We start from the raw sequence: 14,450 nt of genomic DNA, 5'->3' as shown, positions 1-14,450 counted from the left end.
ATGTTCGATCTTTCCGGCAAACGCGCCCTCGTCACCGGTGCCAGTGGCGGCATCGGTTCGGCCATCGCCAAGGCGCTTGCTGCCCAAGGCGCCGAAGTTGCGTTGAGCGGCACACGTGTCGGCGCCCTTGAAGACGTCGCCAAGGACATCAACGGCAAAACCCACATCCTGCCGTGCAACCTCTCAGATATGGATTCGGTCGAGCGCCTTGTACCGCAGGCCGACGAGGCTATGGGCGGCATCGACATTCTCATCAACAATGCCGGCATGACGCGCGACAATCTCTTCATGCGCATGAAGGATGAAGAGTGGGATGATGTGCTGAAAATCAATCTCACCGCGCCGTTCCATCTCACGCGCGCCGCCATCAAGGGCATGATGAAGCGCCGTTTCGGCCGCATCATCTCCATCACCTCGGTTGTCGGCGTCGTCGGCAATCCGGGGCAGGGCAATTATGCAGCATCCAAGGCCGGCCTCGCCGGCATGTCCAAGTCGCTGGCCTATGAAGTCGCCAGCCGCGGCATCACCGTTAACACCATCGCCCCGGGCTTCATTGCCTCGGCCATGACCGACGAACTTAACGAAAAGCAGCAGGAAACCATCCTTCAAAAGGTTCCTGCCGGGCGCCTCGGCACTGCCGACGAAGTTGCGGCCAGTGCCGTCTTCCTCGCCAGCGAAGGCGCCGCCTACATCACCGGCCACACCCTTAACGTCAATGGTGGGATGGTGATGATCTAGGCCTGAAAGGGCTTGCGTCCGCTTGGTTTGACGATATGGTCATCCCGAACGAAGTGTGATAATTGCGCCGGCACAACGTGACCGGCAGGGCGGAAACAAGCGCAAAAAACCTTGAAACTCCGGTCACTGTGGCAGGACCCCGCTATACGCGGTATTGAACCTGCACAGAGGCAAAGCGTTAAACACGAACTCAGTCTGCAAAAAAAGGAAGACAGCATGAGCGATATCGAAGATCGCGTCCGTAAGATCGTTGTGGAGCATCTGAACGTCGAAGCCGACAAGGTGACCGAAAAGGCCAGCTTCATGGACGATCTGGGCGCCGACTCGCTCGATCAGGTGGAACTCGTCATGGCCTTCGAAGAAGAATTCGGAGTGGAAATTCCTGACGACGCCGCCGAGTCGATCCAGACCTTCGGCGATGCCGTTGCCTTCCTCACCAAGGCCACTGCTTAAGCGACGCGGCCACCAATAGTATGACTTTGCGCCGCGTAGTCGTTACAGGTCTCGGGATCGTCAGCCCCCTCGGCGTCGGTCACGAGACCGTTTGGTCCAATATTCTGGCATCAAAGAGCGGCGCTCAGCGCGTCACCGATTTTGAGGTAGACGATCTGGCCTGCCAGATCGCCTGCCGCATCCCTCTGGGAGACACGGCCGACGGGAAGTTCAATCCCGACGACTGGATGGACATCAAGGAGCAACGCAAGGTTGATCCTTTCATCCTCTTTGGCATGGCAGCCGCCACCCAGGCCCTCCGCGATTCAGGCTATGAGCCGAAAACCCTTGAGCAGCAGGAACGCGCTGGCGTTTTGATCGGGTCCGGCATCGGCGGCATTGGCGGTATCTATGAAGCTTCGCTGACGCTTCGCGACAAAGGTCCCCGGCGGATCAGTCCCTTCTTTATCCCCGGTCGCCTGATCAATCTTGTATCGGGCTATGTTTCCATCGAGCATGGCCTCAAAGGCCCCAATCATTCGGTCGTCACTGCATGCTCCACCGGCGCGCACGCCATTGGCGATGCTGCCCGGCTGATTGCCCTCGACGATGCCGACGTCATGGTTGCGGGCGGTGCGGAGTCGCCGGTAAACCGGCTGTCTCTCGCCGGCTTTGCTGCGTGTCGCGCGCTGTCCACCGGCTTTAACGACACGCCCGAAAAAGCGTCACGTCCCTATGACAAAGACCGCGACGGTTTCGTCATGGGCGAGGGCGCCGGCATCGTCGTGCTTGAGGAATACGAGCACGCCAAGGCTCGCGGCGCCCATATCTATGGCGAAGTGATCGGCTACGGCCTGTCAGGCGATGCCCATCACATCACGGCGCCCGCTGAAGATGGAAATGGCGGTTTCCGCTCAATGTCGGCGGCGGTCAAGCGCGCTGGCATTACGCCGGCTGAAATCGACTACATCAACGCGCACGGAACCTCCACGCCGTTGGGCGACGAGATCGAACTCGGCGCCGTCACCAGATTGCTGGGCGACGCTGCCAACAACATGGTCATGAGCTCCACCAAATCCGCTGTCGGCCATCTTCTTGGCGCGGCTGGTGCGATTGAGGCCATTTTCTCGCTACTCGCCATTCGCGACAATGTCGCGCCCCCGACCATCAATCTCGATAACCCATCGATCCAGACCGCTATCAATCTGGCGCCGCATAAGCCCGTGCAAAAAGAGATCAATATTGCGCTCTCCAATTCGTTTGGCTTTGGCGGAACCAATGCTTCTCTGATCTTCTCCAGGGTCGGTTGACGCGGTCAAACTGCCGTTTTCGCACTTGTTTTTGCCGAAATTCTTGCACCATATGACCATGCGCAAGGGATTCGCGATTGCGCATCAATTCAAAAGATGACGGGCCAACGCGCCCGCGACCTACGGGACGGACAACGACCGCATGGCCGATCGCAAAATCAGGAAGCAACGTCGCTCTTCCAATGGATTTTTCGAAGCTCTCAATGGGCTTCTCACACTGGTTCTGATTGGCCTTCTGGGCCTTGGTGGCCTGTTCATATACGGTGTCACGGTCTTTAATGCCGATGGGCCCGTTGCCGAGGACCGCAGCTTCGTGGTCGAGCCGGGCAATGTCCTCAGCACCGTCGCACAGCGTCTTGAAGAGCAAGGCTTCATCTCGAACGCCGACGTGTTCAATTACGGCTCGCGCCTTCTGCGCCGCGGAAACAATCTCCGAGCCGGCGAATTCAATATCGCCGCTAATTCCTCGATGCTCGAGATCATTCAGGAACTCAATGAGGGAACGCCTGTCCAGCACCAGGTCGTCGTTCCGGAAGGCTTCACATCTTGGCAAATTGTCGAGCGCGTCAACGCCGACGAGAATCTGACGGGCAACATCGAAGTGCTCCCGCCCGAAGGCAGCTTGCTACCCGGCGCTTATCCCTATCGGCGAGGCGACACTCGCCAGTCGATCATCGACGCCATGAGCGTAGCGATGGACCAAGCCGTCGCTGAGATATGGGAGAATCGCGAACCCGATTTGCCGATCAATTCGCCTGACGAACTGGTTATCCTCGCCTCGATCGTCGAGCGCGAAACCGGCGTAGCCAGCGAACGCCCGCAGGTCGCGGCAGTCTTTGTCAATCGCTTGCGTCAGGGTATGCGGCTCCAGTCCGATCCGACCATTATCTACGGTATTACGCTCGGGCAGGGTGGCCTTGGCCGCGGTCTACGTCGGTCTGAGATCGACCAGGTTACACCCTACAATACCTATCAGATCGACGGTCTTCCCGCCGGACCGATCGCCAACCCTGGGGTCGCGTCACTCGAAGCAGTCGCGCATCCCGACGAGCACAACTATCTCTATTTCGTCGCCAGGGGCGCGGTCCCGTCGGATGGCCACGTCTTTGCCGAAACCTACGCCGAGCATCGCGAAAACGTCGCGCTCTACCGCGAGATCGAGCGTCAGGCAGCCGAGGCGGCCGACGCCGAAGCACAGGCTGAAATGGATGCCTTGGCGGCGGAAGAGGCCGGGGAGGTTGCTCCGGGCGAGGTCGAAACGCCTGCAGAGGCGGAGTAGCGCCATGGCGCTCCCGCTCTCATCGATGACCGGGTTCGGTCGCGCCAGTGCGCAGGCCGAACATTGCACCATCACATGCGAGATCAAATCCGTGAACGGTCGCGGCCTTGATATCCGCTCACGCATCACGCCCGGTTTCGATAGCCTCGAAGGTGATATCCGCCGCTTGATCGGCGATCGGATGGCGCGAGGATCGGTGTCGGTGTTTCTCAACATACAGCGACACACCGCGACAACCGACATCGTTATCAACGAACCCGCTCTCGAGCGCGTGCTCGATATCATCGGTGATGTCAGTGAACGCATAAATGCGCGCAAACCATCGATAGAAGCCATCCTCGCCTTAAAGGGCATCATGGACGCCCAGGACGCCGACCTGGGTCCCGAAGCCGAGCAGCGCCTCCACAGTGCGATCCTCGACTGTGTCACCATTGCCGTGAATGCCCTCGTGGAATCCCGACACGGTGAAGGCGACCGGATCGGCACCATCATCTCGGAGCGCATCGAGGAAATTGCGTTTCTCGCCGAAGCGGCCCGCAATCATCCGTCCCGCTCCCGCGAGACCATCCTCAACCGCCTGCGCGACCAGGTCGCGACGCTGATGGACGCCGATAAAGGCTTCTCCGAAGACCGCCTGCATCAGGAGGCAGTTCTGCTGGCCACAAAGGCGGACATCCAGGAGGAACTCGACCGCTTCGAAGCCCATGTCAGCGCTGCAAGGCAGTTGATGGGCAAGGGCGGTCCTATAGGACGCAAGCTCGATTTCCTGTCCCAGGAATTCAATCGGGAAGCCAATACGCTCTGCTCGAAGAGCAATGATGTGAGCTTGACCGCGATCGGTCTTGACCTCAAGGCGCTGATCGATCAGTTACGAGAGCAGGTCCAGAACCTCGAATGAGGCGGGATCACCGACGAGCTCAGGGGTAATCTTATGGTCGATTTCGCGCGCCGCGGCGTCATGCTGGTGATCGCTTCGCCTTCCGGTGCAGGCAAATCCTCCATCTCGCGCCAGCTCTTCGCCCAGGACCCCAACATCCGCCTCTCGGTCTCTATAACGACCCGCGCCCGCCGCACCGACGAGATCGACGGCACGCACTACCACTTTATTGACGTGCCGAAATTCGAGAAGATGCGCGATGCCGGCGAACTGCTCGAGTGGGCCGAAGTCCACGGCAACTTCTACGCCACCCCGCGCGAAAAGGTCGAAGAGCGCCTTTCGGCTGGCAAGGACATCCTCTTCGACATCGACTATCAGGGCACGCTGCAGCTTTATGAAAACTGCCGCAACGACATGGTGACGGTCTTCATTCTGCCCCCCTCGATCGGCGAACTCCGCGCCCGCCTCGACCGCCGCGCTCAGGACAGCGTGGGCACCATCGAAAAGCGCTTGCGCAACGCGCGCAACGAAATGGAGCACTATTCGGAATACGACTATGTTCTGGTCAATGAAGACCTTGAACAATCGGTCCAGATGGTCCGCTCCATCCTCGCCAGCGCTCGGCTCCAGCGCCCCCGCCAGACAAAACTCGACGATTTCGTCCAGGACCTCAAATCCCAGATCGACGCTCTGGGTTAAGCGCTGCGCAGCCGCGCCGTTGCCCGCGCCAACTCCACATAGGTCGCAACGCTAAGCGTCTCCGCCCGCTCGTCGCCCTTGAGCCCGACACTGGCAAACAGTAGCTCCAGCGGCACGCCAAGTCCCTTGAGACTTTGCCGGATCATCTTCCGCCTCTGCCCGAAGGCGTGGCGCGTTATCTCTTCCAACGCCCGCACCGGCACATCGGCCTCGGTCGGCTTTGGCGTCAGATGCACGACTGAGGACGTCACCTTGGGCGGCGGCGTAAACGCGTCCCGGCCTAAATTCATGGCGATCCGCGCCTCGCTGCGCCATCCGCACAGAACCCCTAGCCGCCCGTACGCATCATCACCGGCCCGCGCGACGATCCGCTCAGCGACCTCACGCTGAAACATCAATGTGAGGCTCTCGAACCACGCCGGCCATGGCTCCTGCGACAGCCAACCGGTCAGCAACGGCGTCGCGATATTGTACGGCAAATTAGCAACGATCTTGGTGCGCCCATCGGCTAGTCCACGATAGTCGATCTCTAGCGCATCGGCGGAGATCACCTCCAGCCGACCCGGATAGGCTTCGGCGATCTGGGCGAGGGCAGGGAGGGTCCGTTCGTCCCTCTCGATCGCCACAACGCGCTTGGCGCCCGCGGCCAGCAGGGCCCGCGTCAGGCCGCCAGGGCCAGGTCCGATCTCGATCACCGTCACATCCGCAAGCTCGCCCGCGCTGCGTGCAATTCGCGCGGTCAGGTTGAGATCGAGCAGGAAATTCTGCCCCAGCTCTTTTTTCGCCCAAAGTCCGTGCTCGGCAATCACCTCACGGAGTGGCGGCAGTTCGTCTATCTGGCTCATGACATCGCGTCCGCCATCCGTAGGGCCGCTAACATGGAATTAGCCGAACCCTGTCCCGTGCCCGCCAGCGAAAATGCTGTTCCGTGGTCAGGGGATGTCCGTACGATCGGCAATCCCAAGGTCACATTGACACCTGCATCAAACGCCACGGTCTTGATCGGAATGAGCGCCTGATCGTGATACATCGCCAGAACGCAGTCATAGCTGCGCCAATGGGGCGGATGAAACAGAGTGTCCGCAGACAGCGGCCCCACAACATCAATCCCGGCTTTGCGCAGTTGCGCGACAGCCGGAGCGATCGTCTCGATCTCCTCGCGCCCGATGGCCCCGTCCTCGCCCGCGTGCGGGTTGAGCCCCGCAACGGCGATGCGCGGCGCCGCAATCCCGAACCGCGACCGCAGATCCCGCGCGATAATGTCGACAGTATCGATGATGAGCGCGCGCGTGATTTCCCCCGGCACATCGGCAAGCGGAATATGTATTGTCAGCGGAACCGCGCGCAGATCCTCATGCGCCAGCATCATCACGGGCAGGGGCACAATCCCATCTTCGGCACACAGCGCCGCCAGAAACTCCGTATGCCCCGGATACTCGAAACCCGCGCCATACAACGATGCCTTGTGGATCGGTGCGGTCACTAATCCCCTCATCGCACCCGCCTGCACGGCGTCAACGGCTTGCGCAATCGCCGACACGACCACAGGCGCAGCATTGGGATCGGGCATGCCGGGGCTGTCGGAAACCTCACCCTCTATCTCGATCACTGGCAGGGCGTCATCGAAGGTCTGATCGACCTCATCGATTGCAACCGCGCGTACAGCGACGGCCCGTCCCAGCCTCTCTGCCCGCGCCGCTAGAAAGAGCGCATGTCCAAAGACACCAAAAACCGGCAGCCCAAGGGACTGCCGGTCGGCATAAAGTTTCAGGATAAGGTCAGGACCGATGCCGGCAGGCTCGCCCATCGATACCGCGAGGGGCCGCGGACGAGCCGTCGTCATATGTCAGTTCCGTACGATCGTAGCTTGCGCCTTCAGGCGTTCCAGATAGGCGGCTGCTTCCGACTCCAGCGCATCCTGCCCGGCTTCCTGGCGCAATTGGTCGGTCAGGAACGTCAGGTCGCGCGCTTCGGCTTTTTCGCAGACGGCCATCATCGACACGCCGCCATCGACGACGCGCGGGCTCGAAATCTGCCCGACGGTCAGTCCGGCCAGTTCGTTGGCAACCGCATCAGGAAGCTGCGTTGCGTGACGGCGCCCGATATCACGCACGGCGGCATCGGTGAACTGGATCGCAAGGTCGACCGCCGCGTCGCATCCGGTAAAGCGGCTGCGGTATTGATTGGCCTCCGCTGTGCGGCGCGAAGCCGAAACGCCCGAACCCTGCGGAATGACGAACAGCACTTCGCGCAGGATATAGTCGAAGCTCATCGCCGGGCTCACCTGTTGCGCGGCCTGCGTTTCGAGTTCGAGTTCGGAAAGCTGGATGCGGCCACGCAGCACCTGCTGGACGACCTGCTGCCAGGCGATCGCCGCCCGTAACCGATCCCGCAGTGTCTGAGGGTTCACACCGTTCTGGGTGAGAAGATTTGTAAGGTTCGCCGAGCTGGAGCGCATGTTGCTGGCGATATTGGCAAACGCCTCATCAACCTGCGTGTCCGAAATGCTGATGCCGATGCGCTCGGCTTCACTCAGTTGCACCGTATCATTGATCAACTGATCGAGCGCCGCCTGATTGCGGTTGGCGCCCTGGCCCTCGATCCGCAGCAGATTGGCGCGATCATTGACCTGCTGGCTGGTGATCTGCACGCCGTTGACCGTCGCGCTGATGCTCTGCGCCTGAACGGCGAACGCAATCAGGGCGAAACCCAGTGCGAGGCAAACACCTGCGGTTCTTAGTCCGAGCCATTGTGTCATAATAAATCCGCTCCCGAGGCATGTCGTTTCAGACCACCTCTATCACAAATACGGCCAAATTCGGCAGTCGCGGCAGTTGGAGACCAAGTGGCACCCACTTTTTAGGCTCCAAAGCGCGACGAGAAATATAGCGCAACCAAATGCCATTGTCTGGCGTCCGCTGCAAGTCGCCAAAGCTTAGAGATCAGAACTCGGTGAAATCGTAGTCGAACCCGACCAGCGTGTTGCGCCCTGCGGTGCTGAGGCTGAAGTTGACGCCGAACCGCAAATCATCCGGCCGTCGGTGCGTAGGCCCAGTCAACTGAACGCCGGCGCCGAAAGCCAGATAGCTATCGTCGTATTCGAGCGCCGCTTGGGTCTCAAGCCACTGGTTGGTCGCCAGGTCCCACGCCACCGATCCAGTCGCGGTCCAATACCCCTGAAGCGGTGCCCGCCCGCCGATTTGAACTTCATGGCGATCCGCAGTGGTGCCCAGTGTCGGGTTTTCGGCAATATAGACGTAATTGGCAGTCAGCAGATAGTCGTCGATCTCCCCGGCAAGGCCGATCTGGGCACGCGGAATCTCACCGTTCTCGGGGTCGAACTGCGCCTTGGCACCACCCGAAAGTCCACCATATCCGCCCTGCAGGCCCGCCACCAGATACGACGCGTCCGCGTTCATCCCCGAACCCACGCCCGCCGTGGTTCCGTCGTCGACGTTGAAGCCATTCTTGCCCGCGAGATGGAAGGACTGCCCCAAAATCCCGCCCAGCCATCCTCCGTCGTCGAAGCTGGTCTGGAACTGCCCACCGAGATTGGCACGCAAGCCAGTTTCTTGCCGGTCGGCGCCGGAAAACCGATTGAAGCTGAAAAGATTGGTGTCCTCGAAGACGAACGTCTGTGAATCGTTGTTGGTGATCCCCGGAACTGCCTCTCCGCCGCGGTACACCAACTGTCCGATCGGTTCGATAACGGTCGTAGCGCCCGTCATGCGCGCCATGATCGGATATCGAACATCCAGTGCCGCGATCGGTGTGGCAGACAGAAGCGACCTCGCCTCGGGAGCATCCGCACGCCCACTGGCGCCATCATAGCCCGCAGCGTCGCCTCTCAACCCAAGATAGGGAGAAACGGTCAAACCGCCCGGAACGATATACTGGTTCGTCCAACTCGCCTGCATTACGGCGTGGACCGATTGTCCCTCATAGCCATGCACATAACGCCTGCCGTCGAACAGTCCGGAGACGTCATCGGCGGCGCGCGTAAGACCAAGCAACTTGCCGGCGATTTCCACGCGTCCCGCGTCGTTGTCGAGATCGACGACGTGATCGACCCTGGCGTTGGGGTGCGTCAACGCCTGCCGATTTGCGCTCGCTTCATGCGCCGCCCAGGTCGCAAATGTGCCGAGCGGCACGAACTGTTGCACGCGAATATCGGCGTAGGTCTCGGTGGTCAGATATTGTCCGTAAACCTGATTGGTCTGCGTGCCGGTCGCAACCCGATAGTCGGGCATGTAGCCCGGATCGGTGAAGGTCGTGTACGACCAGCCAAGCGTCCAGTCCTCGATCCCGGTGAACCGCCCCGTCGTCTGCAGTGATCCACGGACCGGCCGGTCCCCCAGCCCGTCATAGGCTCCAGGATTGAGCTGATAAACGCCGGACGTATTGACGGTGTAGCTCAGATCACCCACGCGCTGCTGCCAGTCTGCAGCAACGCCCACACCCTGATTGGTGTAAATCGTCGGCGTCACCGCCAGAGATCCATCGGCAATGCGATAGCGAAAGAAGGGCAGGGAGATCCCCACACCATACCGATCGTCATAGCTGAGCACCGGCAGCTCGATATCTTCGTCCGTCGGCAAGCTCAGCCACGGCAAGGCGATTACAGACACGCCCAGCAACTGCAGCGATGGCTGCTCGAAATAGATAACCTGCTCGCTCTCATCGGTCACGATCCGCGCGGCCTTGACGGTCCACCCGATGCGATTGCCGTCTTCGTCGATACAGGTGCCGCAGGGCGCGTAAGTGCCCTCGTTATAGACACGCTCGACGCCTTCGTTGAATGTCGTGTCAGCTGCGGTAAAGAACGTACCGTCCGGAAACGCAACGGTCAGCGATTGCACAAAGCCTTCGCGGAACCCGTCCTCGAGCTCCACGCGATCAGCCACATACTCGATCCCGTCGGGATCGATGAATGCCACATTGCCGACCAGTTCGACCCGGCCGCTGCTCTGATAGTAGATCGCCCGATCGGCTGTCGCGCGATAGCCCTGGAAACTGATTCCCACATTGCCCTGCGCGACCACCGTGTCGGTCCGCGAATCGAAAACCATCGTATTGGCGGAAACCGCCATCTGCTCGCCGCTGCTGGTTGGCACTTGTGAGAAAAAGCTGGCAGGCACGATCTGTTGCGCAACCGCATGTGGCGCGAGCGCCAGAAGCGCAGAAACCGCTACGCTGGCCAGAAGGCCGCGCCGCACCGTGATCATCCCAAAGGGTGGTTTGCCCATCAAACGCGCCCATCTTCTCTACGCAGGATCACGGTCAACCCGATGATTATGGCCAGCAGGGCAGGACCCCACGCAGCCGCTATCGGATCGATGACGCCCGCCGAACCAGCCCGGTCGGCCATCTCCGTGACAACGAACACAACCAACCCCAGAACGATGCCCTGAACGATGGTCCACCCATAATGCCCCGCTCTTCGATAACCGGCGGTAAAGGCGAACGCAATCAGCAAAGAACCGACAAGAACGAAAGGCATGGCATTGAGTTTTTGGAACCGCGTCTCTGCCGCCGCCTGCGCGAAGGGATCGGTGATTCCATTGCGCAGCGCGCGGCGCAGGTCGAACCATGACATATCTTCTGCCGTCCCCAATTGCAGGCTGAGTTCGGACGGCGTCGCCCGTGTCGCGATCGCCATCTGCGCGAACGGCCGGGGAGACTGGTCGACATCGATGACCATCCCATCGCTGATCACCCAGCGCCCCGGCTCTAGCACCGCCGAGCGGGCGTGAATGCGCGTACCCGTCCCGCCCTCTGGCTGCGGCCGCAAAATGGTTATGTCTTCGAGTTCGCTGCCCTGTTGAAGCACGGTCCGCGCGTAGAGCATGTAATCCCCATCGCTCCCGCTCTGGCTGAACCACGTCTCCCGGTTCTGCACCCCATAGGCGCGCCCCCAGCCGATCTGCGCCGCATCGAAACCCTGATAAACACGAATGGCGAAGCTATCGACGACGGTCGTCGTGATCACCCCCGCCGTCAAAACCATCAGAATCGGCCAGCGCAACAGCGACCAGATCGATCGCCCGCCCGCCGACATGATCACCATTTCCCGGTGTGATTGCAGGTCGATCAGTCCCAGGATCGCGCCGATCAGCACTGTTACCGGCAAGCCCAGAAGGCTCCAGCGCAAAGCGCTCAGAAACGCCAATCCCGTGGACGTCAACGGCCCGGCCAATTCCGCCGTCTGGTTGAACCGCCCGGTGTCGAGAAATTCGACAAGCAGGATGATCCCGAAAAATATCCCGACCACCAGACCGATACGGCTGGCCAGGCGAATGCAGATCAGTCGTCCCGTTCGGCTCATCGCGTCACCCTCCCGAACCGGGGCAAGACGAACGCGCGTCGCAACCGCGCCAAAAGAACCGCCAATGCAATCACGATGAGCACACTCGAGCTCAAATAATGCGCCGCCCCGCCACCCGAAAACGCGCTCACCGCCTGCTCGCCGAACGCGACAAGCAAGATCACGAGTTCCACCGGCACCCGCCGCCGCCCGCGGGACCCATCGGGGAACGCGCACATCGCCGCCGCAAGCGCGCACATCGCCAGCGTCCGCAACGTGTCGGCAAACCGCTCGTGCAACGCCCTGATGTCGCGATCCTCGGCCTCTCCGGCGAAAACCCGCGCCAATAGCTCGAAACTGTCCGCTTGCTCAAGGCTCCGGCTCACCGATGCCGCATCGAGGAGACTCGCGAGGCTGATATGGTATTGCGCAAACCTGATCTGGCTCAGCCCGCTGCGATTGGCGCCCTCATACTGAATAGCCCCATCGTTGAGAATAAGCTGATACCCAGTCTCGTCCTGAAAGACCGAGGCCGTTTGCGCAAAATAGGTCCGCCGCGTTTCCGTCGTCGAATCATCGAAGAAAAAATCGACCAGCGTTCCGTCGCGCTGCCGCGCCGAAATCGAAAAGACCAGCCCGTCCTCGATCTCCGTAAACCGCCCCGGCACTAAGGCTCGCCCCACGACATCGGCAGCGATTTCCGCCGACCAATCCGCCGCAATTCGCCGCGACTGCGGCTCGATCCAATTGGTCACCAAGGTCACCGCAGCCGCTCCGACGATCGAAAATGCGATGATCGCCTTCCATAGCGAGGACACCCGCTGCGCCGCGTGAATGGTGTGCAACTCACGCGACGCCTGCAGCGCCCGCAGCCCACGGGCCAGCCCGATCGCTAGGCACACATAGAGAATCGACCGTGCGAAAGTGGGCGTCGTCAAAGCGCTCTGTCCCATCAGGGTCAGAAAATTCTGCCCCTTTGACGAAACCAGATCGAACAGACGCAAAAGCTGCATCAGCCAGATCAGCGCGCCACCGGCCGCAAAGATCGTCAGGGCCTGTGCAAAGAACTGGCGCTGCAGATAAAGTGAAAGTCGATCCATCAAACCGTTCTACGTGGCAGCGCCCGCCCTCGTTCTAACGCAATCTCTCCCCAGGCAAAACGCCAAGATCACCGCCCACGCCAATTGACCTGGAACCTGTGCTCTATAAACCTCAAACGATAGCCGGAATAAGGAAGCCACCCCGTGTCCGATACGCTCTCGATCGCGCTGACCGACAAAATGCCCGCCAAGGGCGCTGCCCTCGTCCTCTACACTGATGAAAGCGGCCATTTTGGTGCGCGGTCGAACCAGCTCTGGCAATCCACCGGCCTGGATTTCAAAAAGATCGCCAAGGCGACCCGATTCGCCGGTCGCCCCGGCCACATTGTGGATATCCCCGCCCCAACGGGTATCGATTTCGAGCGTCTCATCGTCTTGGGTCGCGGCGCCGAAGCTGCCAATCCCGAAATCGCCGCCTGGTCCGATCGCGGCGGCTCGCTTTTTGCCAAGCTGGACGCCGCCGGGGTCTCCGAAGCCGCGATCGTGATCGATGAGGATGATTCGTCACCGCAAATGATCGCAGCGCTTGCGGCCGGTGCGAAATTGCGCAGCTACCGGTTCGAAAAATACAAGGCCAAGGACAAATCCGATCGCCCTGCGCTGACGGCGCTGACCCTCCACATCCCGAAGATGGATTGCGCACAATCCGCCCTCGACCGCGCCATGGCCGTCGCCGAAGGCACGATGTTTGCCCGAGACCTCGTCAACGAGCCGCCCAATCATCTCGGCCCCGCCGACATTGCTGCCATCGCCACCGATATGTCCTCGCTCGGTCTCGAGGTCGAGATCCTCGCCGTCACAGACCTCGAACGCCTCGGCATGGGCGCGTTGCTAGCCGTAGGGCAGGGGTCCGTGCGTCCACCCCATGTTGCGGTGCTCCACTGGAAGGGCGGCAAAAAGAACGACGCCCCCATCGCCATCGTCGGCAAGGGCATCGTCTTCGACACCGGCGGCATCTCGATCAAGGGCGCTGCCAACATGGACGCCATGAAGGGCGATATGGGCGGCGCTGCTGCTGTCCTGGGCATCATGAAAACCCTCGCTCTCCGCAAAGCCTCCATCAACGCCGTCGGCGTCGTCGCTCTCGCCGAGAACATGCCCGACGGCAATTCCTATCGCCCCGGCGACATCCTCAAAGCGATGTCGGGCAAGACCATCGAAGTCATCAACACCGACGCCGAAGGCCGCCTCGCGCTGGCCGACGCGCTCTGGTACACGCGCGAAACTTGTAAGCCGCGCCTTATGATCGATCTTGCCACGCTGACGGGCGCGATGCTTGTCGCCATGGGCCATGATTTCGCGGGACTTTTCACTAACACCGACCAACTTGCCGACCAGTTGATGTCTGCCGGCTTCGCAACGGGGGAAAAGGTCTGGCACTGGCCAATGTCGCCGGCCTACGAAAAGCTCATCGAGAGCCGGTTCGCCGATATCAAGAACCAGGGCGGACGCAATGGCGGCGCCATCATCGCTGCCCATTTCCTTGCCAATTTCGTCGGCGACACCCCTTGGGCCCATATCGATATCGTCGGCACCGCGTTTGGTGGCCCGTCGTCCGAAACCAACACCTCCTGGGCCTCGGGCTTCGGCGTTGCGCTTCTGGACCGTTTCATCGCCGACAATTATGAATAGGGCAAAGCTCGCAGCGGCGCGCGAGACGCACGAACGAGCCGCGCGAGCATCTTGCTTACCGTGTCGCGCGCGCCGCAGC

General features: G+C 60.9%; 13 protein-coding genes. 7 read left to right on the top strand and 6 right to left on the bottom strand.

Features of this window, described 5'->3' with window-relative positions; all coding sequences use genetic code 11:
- The 6 genes from fabG to gmk all read left to right on the top strand — a co-directional run bounded on the left by fabG (position 1) and on the right by gmk (position 5,335).
- Positions 1-738, top strand: a complete 738-nt coding sequence (gene fabG, locus BLR31_RS10365) for a 3-oxoacyl-[acyl-carrier-protein] reductase (RefSeq protein ID WP_090595794.1) — start codon at positions 1-3, stop codon at positions 736-738.
- A gap of 216 nt (positions 739-954) precedes the next feature.
- Complete coding sequence (locus BLR31_RS10360) at positions 955-1,191, top strand: acyl carrier protein (RefSeq protein WP_090595791.1); 237 nt, start codon at positions 955-957, stop codon at positions 1,189-1,191.
- A 26-nt stretch (positions 1,192-1,217) separates the two neighbouring features.
- Positions 1,218-2,480: a beta-ketoacyl-ACP synthase II gene (gene fabF / locus BLR31_RS10355; RefSeq protein ID WP_090596188.1), complete on the top strand. Its 1,263-nt coding sequence runs from the start codon at positions 1,218-1,220 to the stop codon at positions 2,478-2,480.
- A gap of 142 nt (positions 2,481-2,622) precedes the next feature.
- Positions 2,623-3,759 carry an endolytic transglycosylase MltG gene (gene mltG, locus BLR31_RS10350; protein WP_090595789.1) on the top strand — a complete coding sequence of 379 codons (1,137 nt, stop codon included), beginning with the start codon at positions 2,623-2,625 and terminating at the stop codon, positions 3,757-3,759.
- Between the two features lie 4 nt (positions 3,760-3,763).
- Positions 3,764-4,657, top strand: coding sequence for a YicC/YloC family endoribonuclease (locus tag BLR31_RS10345; protein WP_090595786.1), 894 nt, complete (start codon positions 3,764-3,766; stop codon positions 4,655-4,657).
- A 33-nt stretch (positions 4,658-4,690) separates the two neighbouring features.
- Positions 4,691-5,335 carry a guanylate kinase gene (gene gmk / locus BLR31_RS10340; protein ID WP_090595783.1) on the top strand — a complete coding sequence of 215 codons (645 nt, stop codon included), beginning with the start codon at positions 4,691-4,693 and terminating at the stop codon, positions 5,333-5,335.
- Here the strand turns inward: gmk and rsmA are convergent.
- The 6 genes from rsmA to BLR31_RS10310 all read right to left on the bottom strand — a co-directional run bounded on the left by rsmA (position 5,332) and on the right by BLR31_RS10310 (position 12,739).
- Positions 5,332-6,180 (bottom strand): 16S rRNA (adenine(1518)-N(6)/adenine(1519)-N(6))-dimethyltransferase RsmA, encoded by an 849-nt coding sequence (rsmA, locus tag BLR31_RS10335; protein WP_090595782.1) that lies wholly within the window; start codon positions 6,178-6,180, stop codon positions 5,332-5,334. The genes gmk and rsmA overlap by 4 nt on opposite strands.
- Entirely contained in the window at positions 6,177-7,178 is a 1,002-nt protein-coding gene (gene pdxA / locus BLR31_RS10330; RefSeq protein WP_090595777.1) for a 4-hydroxythreonine-4-phosphate dehydrogenase PdxA, read from the bottom strand. The genes rsmA and pdxA overlap by 4 nt, the downstream gene beginning before the upstream one ends.
- 3 nt (positions 7,179-7,181) lie before the next feature.
- A complete protein-coding gene (locus BLR31_RS10325; RefSeq protein ID WP_090595774.1) occupies positions 7,182-8,093 on the bottom strand; it encodes a peptidylprolyl isomerase in 912 nt (303 codons plus the stop codon).
- Positions 8,094-8,277: 184 nt separating this feature from the next.
- Positions 8,278-10,581 (bottom strand): LPS-assembly protein LptD, encoded by a 2,304-nt coding sequence (locus BLR31_RS10320; RefSeq protein ID WP_090595771.1) that lies wholly within the window; start codon positions 10,579-10,581, stop codon positions 8,278-8,280.
- On the bottom strand, positions 10,581-11,660 hold the full coding sequence (locus BLR31_RS10315) for an LptF/LptG family permease (RefSeq protein ID WP_090595768.1): 1,080 nt from the start codon (positions 11,658-11,660) through the stop codon (positions 10,581-10,583). Before BLR31_RS10315 ends, BLR31_RS10320 begins: the two co-directional genes overlap by 1 nt.
- On the bottom strand, positions 11,657-12,739 hold the full coding sequence (locus BLR31_RS10310; RefSeq protein ID WP_090595766.1) for an LptF/LptG family permease: 1,083 nt from the start codon (positions 12,737-12,739) through the stop codon (positions 11,657-11,659). The genes BLR31_RS10315 and BLR31_RS10310 overlap by 4 nt, the downstream gene beginning before the upstream one ends.
- Before the next feature lie 144 nt (positions 12,740-12,883).
- Between BLR31_RS10310 and BLR31_RS10305 the strand changes: the two genes are divergently transcribed.
- Positions 12,884-14,371 carry a leucyl aminopeptidase gene (locus BLR31_RS10305; RefSeq protein WP_090595763.1) on the top strand — a complete coding sequence of 496 codons (1,488 nt, stop codon included), beginning with the start codon at positions 12,884-12,886 and terminating at the stop codon, positions 14,369-14,371.
- Positions 14,372-14,450 lie beyond the last annotated feature (79 nt).

Source organism: Pelagibacterium luteolum, assembly GCF_900100665.1.
Lineage (GTDB): Bacteria > Pseudomonadota > Alphaproteobacteria > Rhizobiales > Devosiaceae > Pelagibacterium > Pelagibacterium luteolum.
The sequence above is the reverse complement of the archived record's forward strand: the minus strand, read 5'-3'. Positions and strand labels throughout refer to the sequence as shown.

Excerpts from the sequence above, each read along its gene's own strand:
- fabG (WP_090595794.1), top strand. The coding sequence starts at position 1 with ATGTTCGATCTTTCCGGCAAACGCGCCCTCGTCACCGGTGCCAGTGGC.
- BLR31_RS10360 (WP_090595791.1), top strand. The coding sequence starts at position 955 with ATGAGCGATATCGAAGATCGCGTCCGTAAGATCGTTGTGGAGCATCTG.
- mltG (WP_090595789.1), top strand. The coding sequence starts at position 2,623 with ATGGCCGATCGCAAAATCAGGAAGCAACGTCGCTCTTCCAATGGATTT.
- BLR31_RS10345 (WP_090595786.1), top strand. The coding sequence starts at position 3,764 with ATGGCGCTCCCGCTCTCATCGATGACCGGGTTCGGTCGCGCCAGTGCG.
- gmk (WP_090595783.1), top strand. The coding sequence starts at position 4,691 with ATGGTCGATTTCGCGCGCCGCGGCGTCATGCTGGTGATCGCTTCGCCT.
- rsmA (WP_090595782.1), bottom strand. The coding sequence starts at position 6,180 with ATGAGCCAGATAGACGAACTGCCGCCACTCCGTGAGGTGATTGCCGAG.
- pdxA (WP_090595777.1), bottom strand. The coding sequence starts at position 7,178 with ATGACGACGGCTCGTCCGCGGCCCCTCGCGGTATCGATGGGCGAGCCT.
- BLR31_RS10325 (WP_090595774.1), bottom strand. The coding sequence starts at position 8,093 with ATGACACAATGGCTCGGACTAAGAACCGCAGGTGTTTGCCTCGCACTG.
- BLR31_RS10320 (WP_090595771.1), bottom strand. The coding sequence starts at position 10,581 with ATGGGCAAACCACCCTTTGGGATGATCACGGTGCGGCGCGGCCTTCTG.
- BLR31_RS10315 (WP_090595768.1), bottom strand. The coding sequence starts at position 11,660 with ATGAGCCGAACGGGACGACTGATCTGCATTCGCCTGGCCAGCCGTATC.
- BLR31_RS10310 (WP_090595766.1), bottom strand. The coding sequence starts at position 12,739 with ATGGATCGACTTTCACTTTATCTGCAGCGCCAGTTCTTTGCACAGGCC.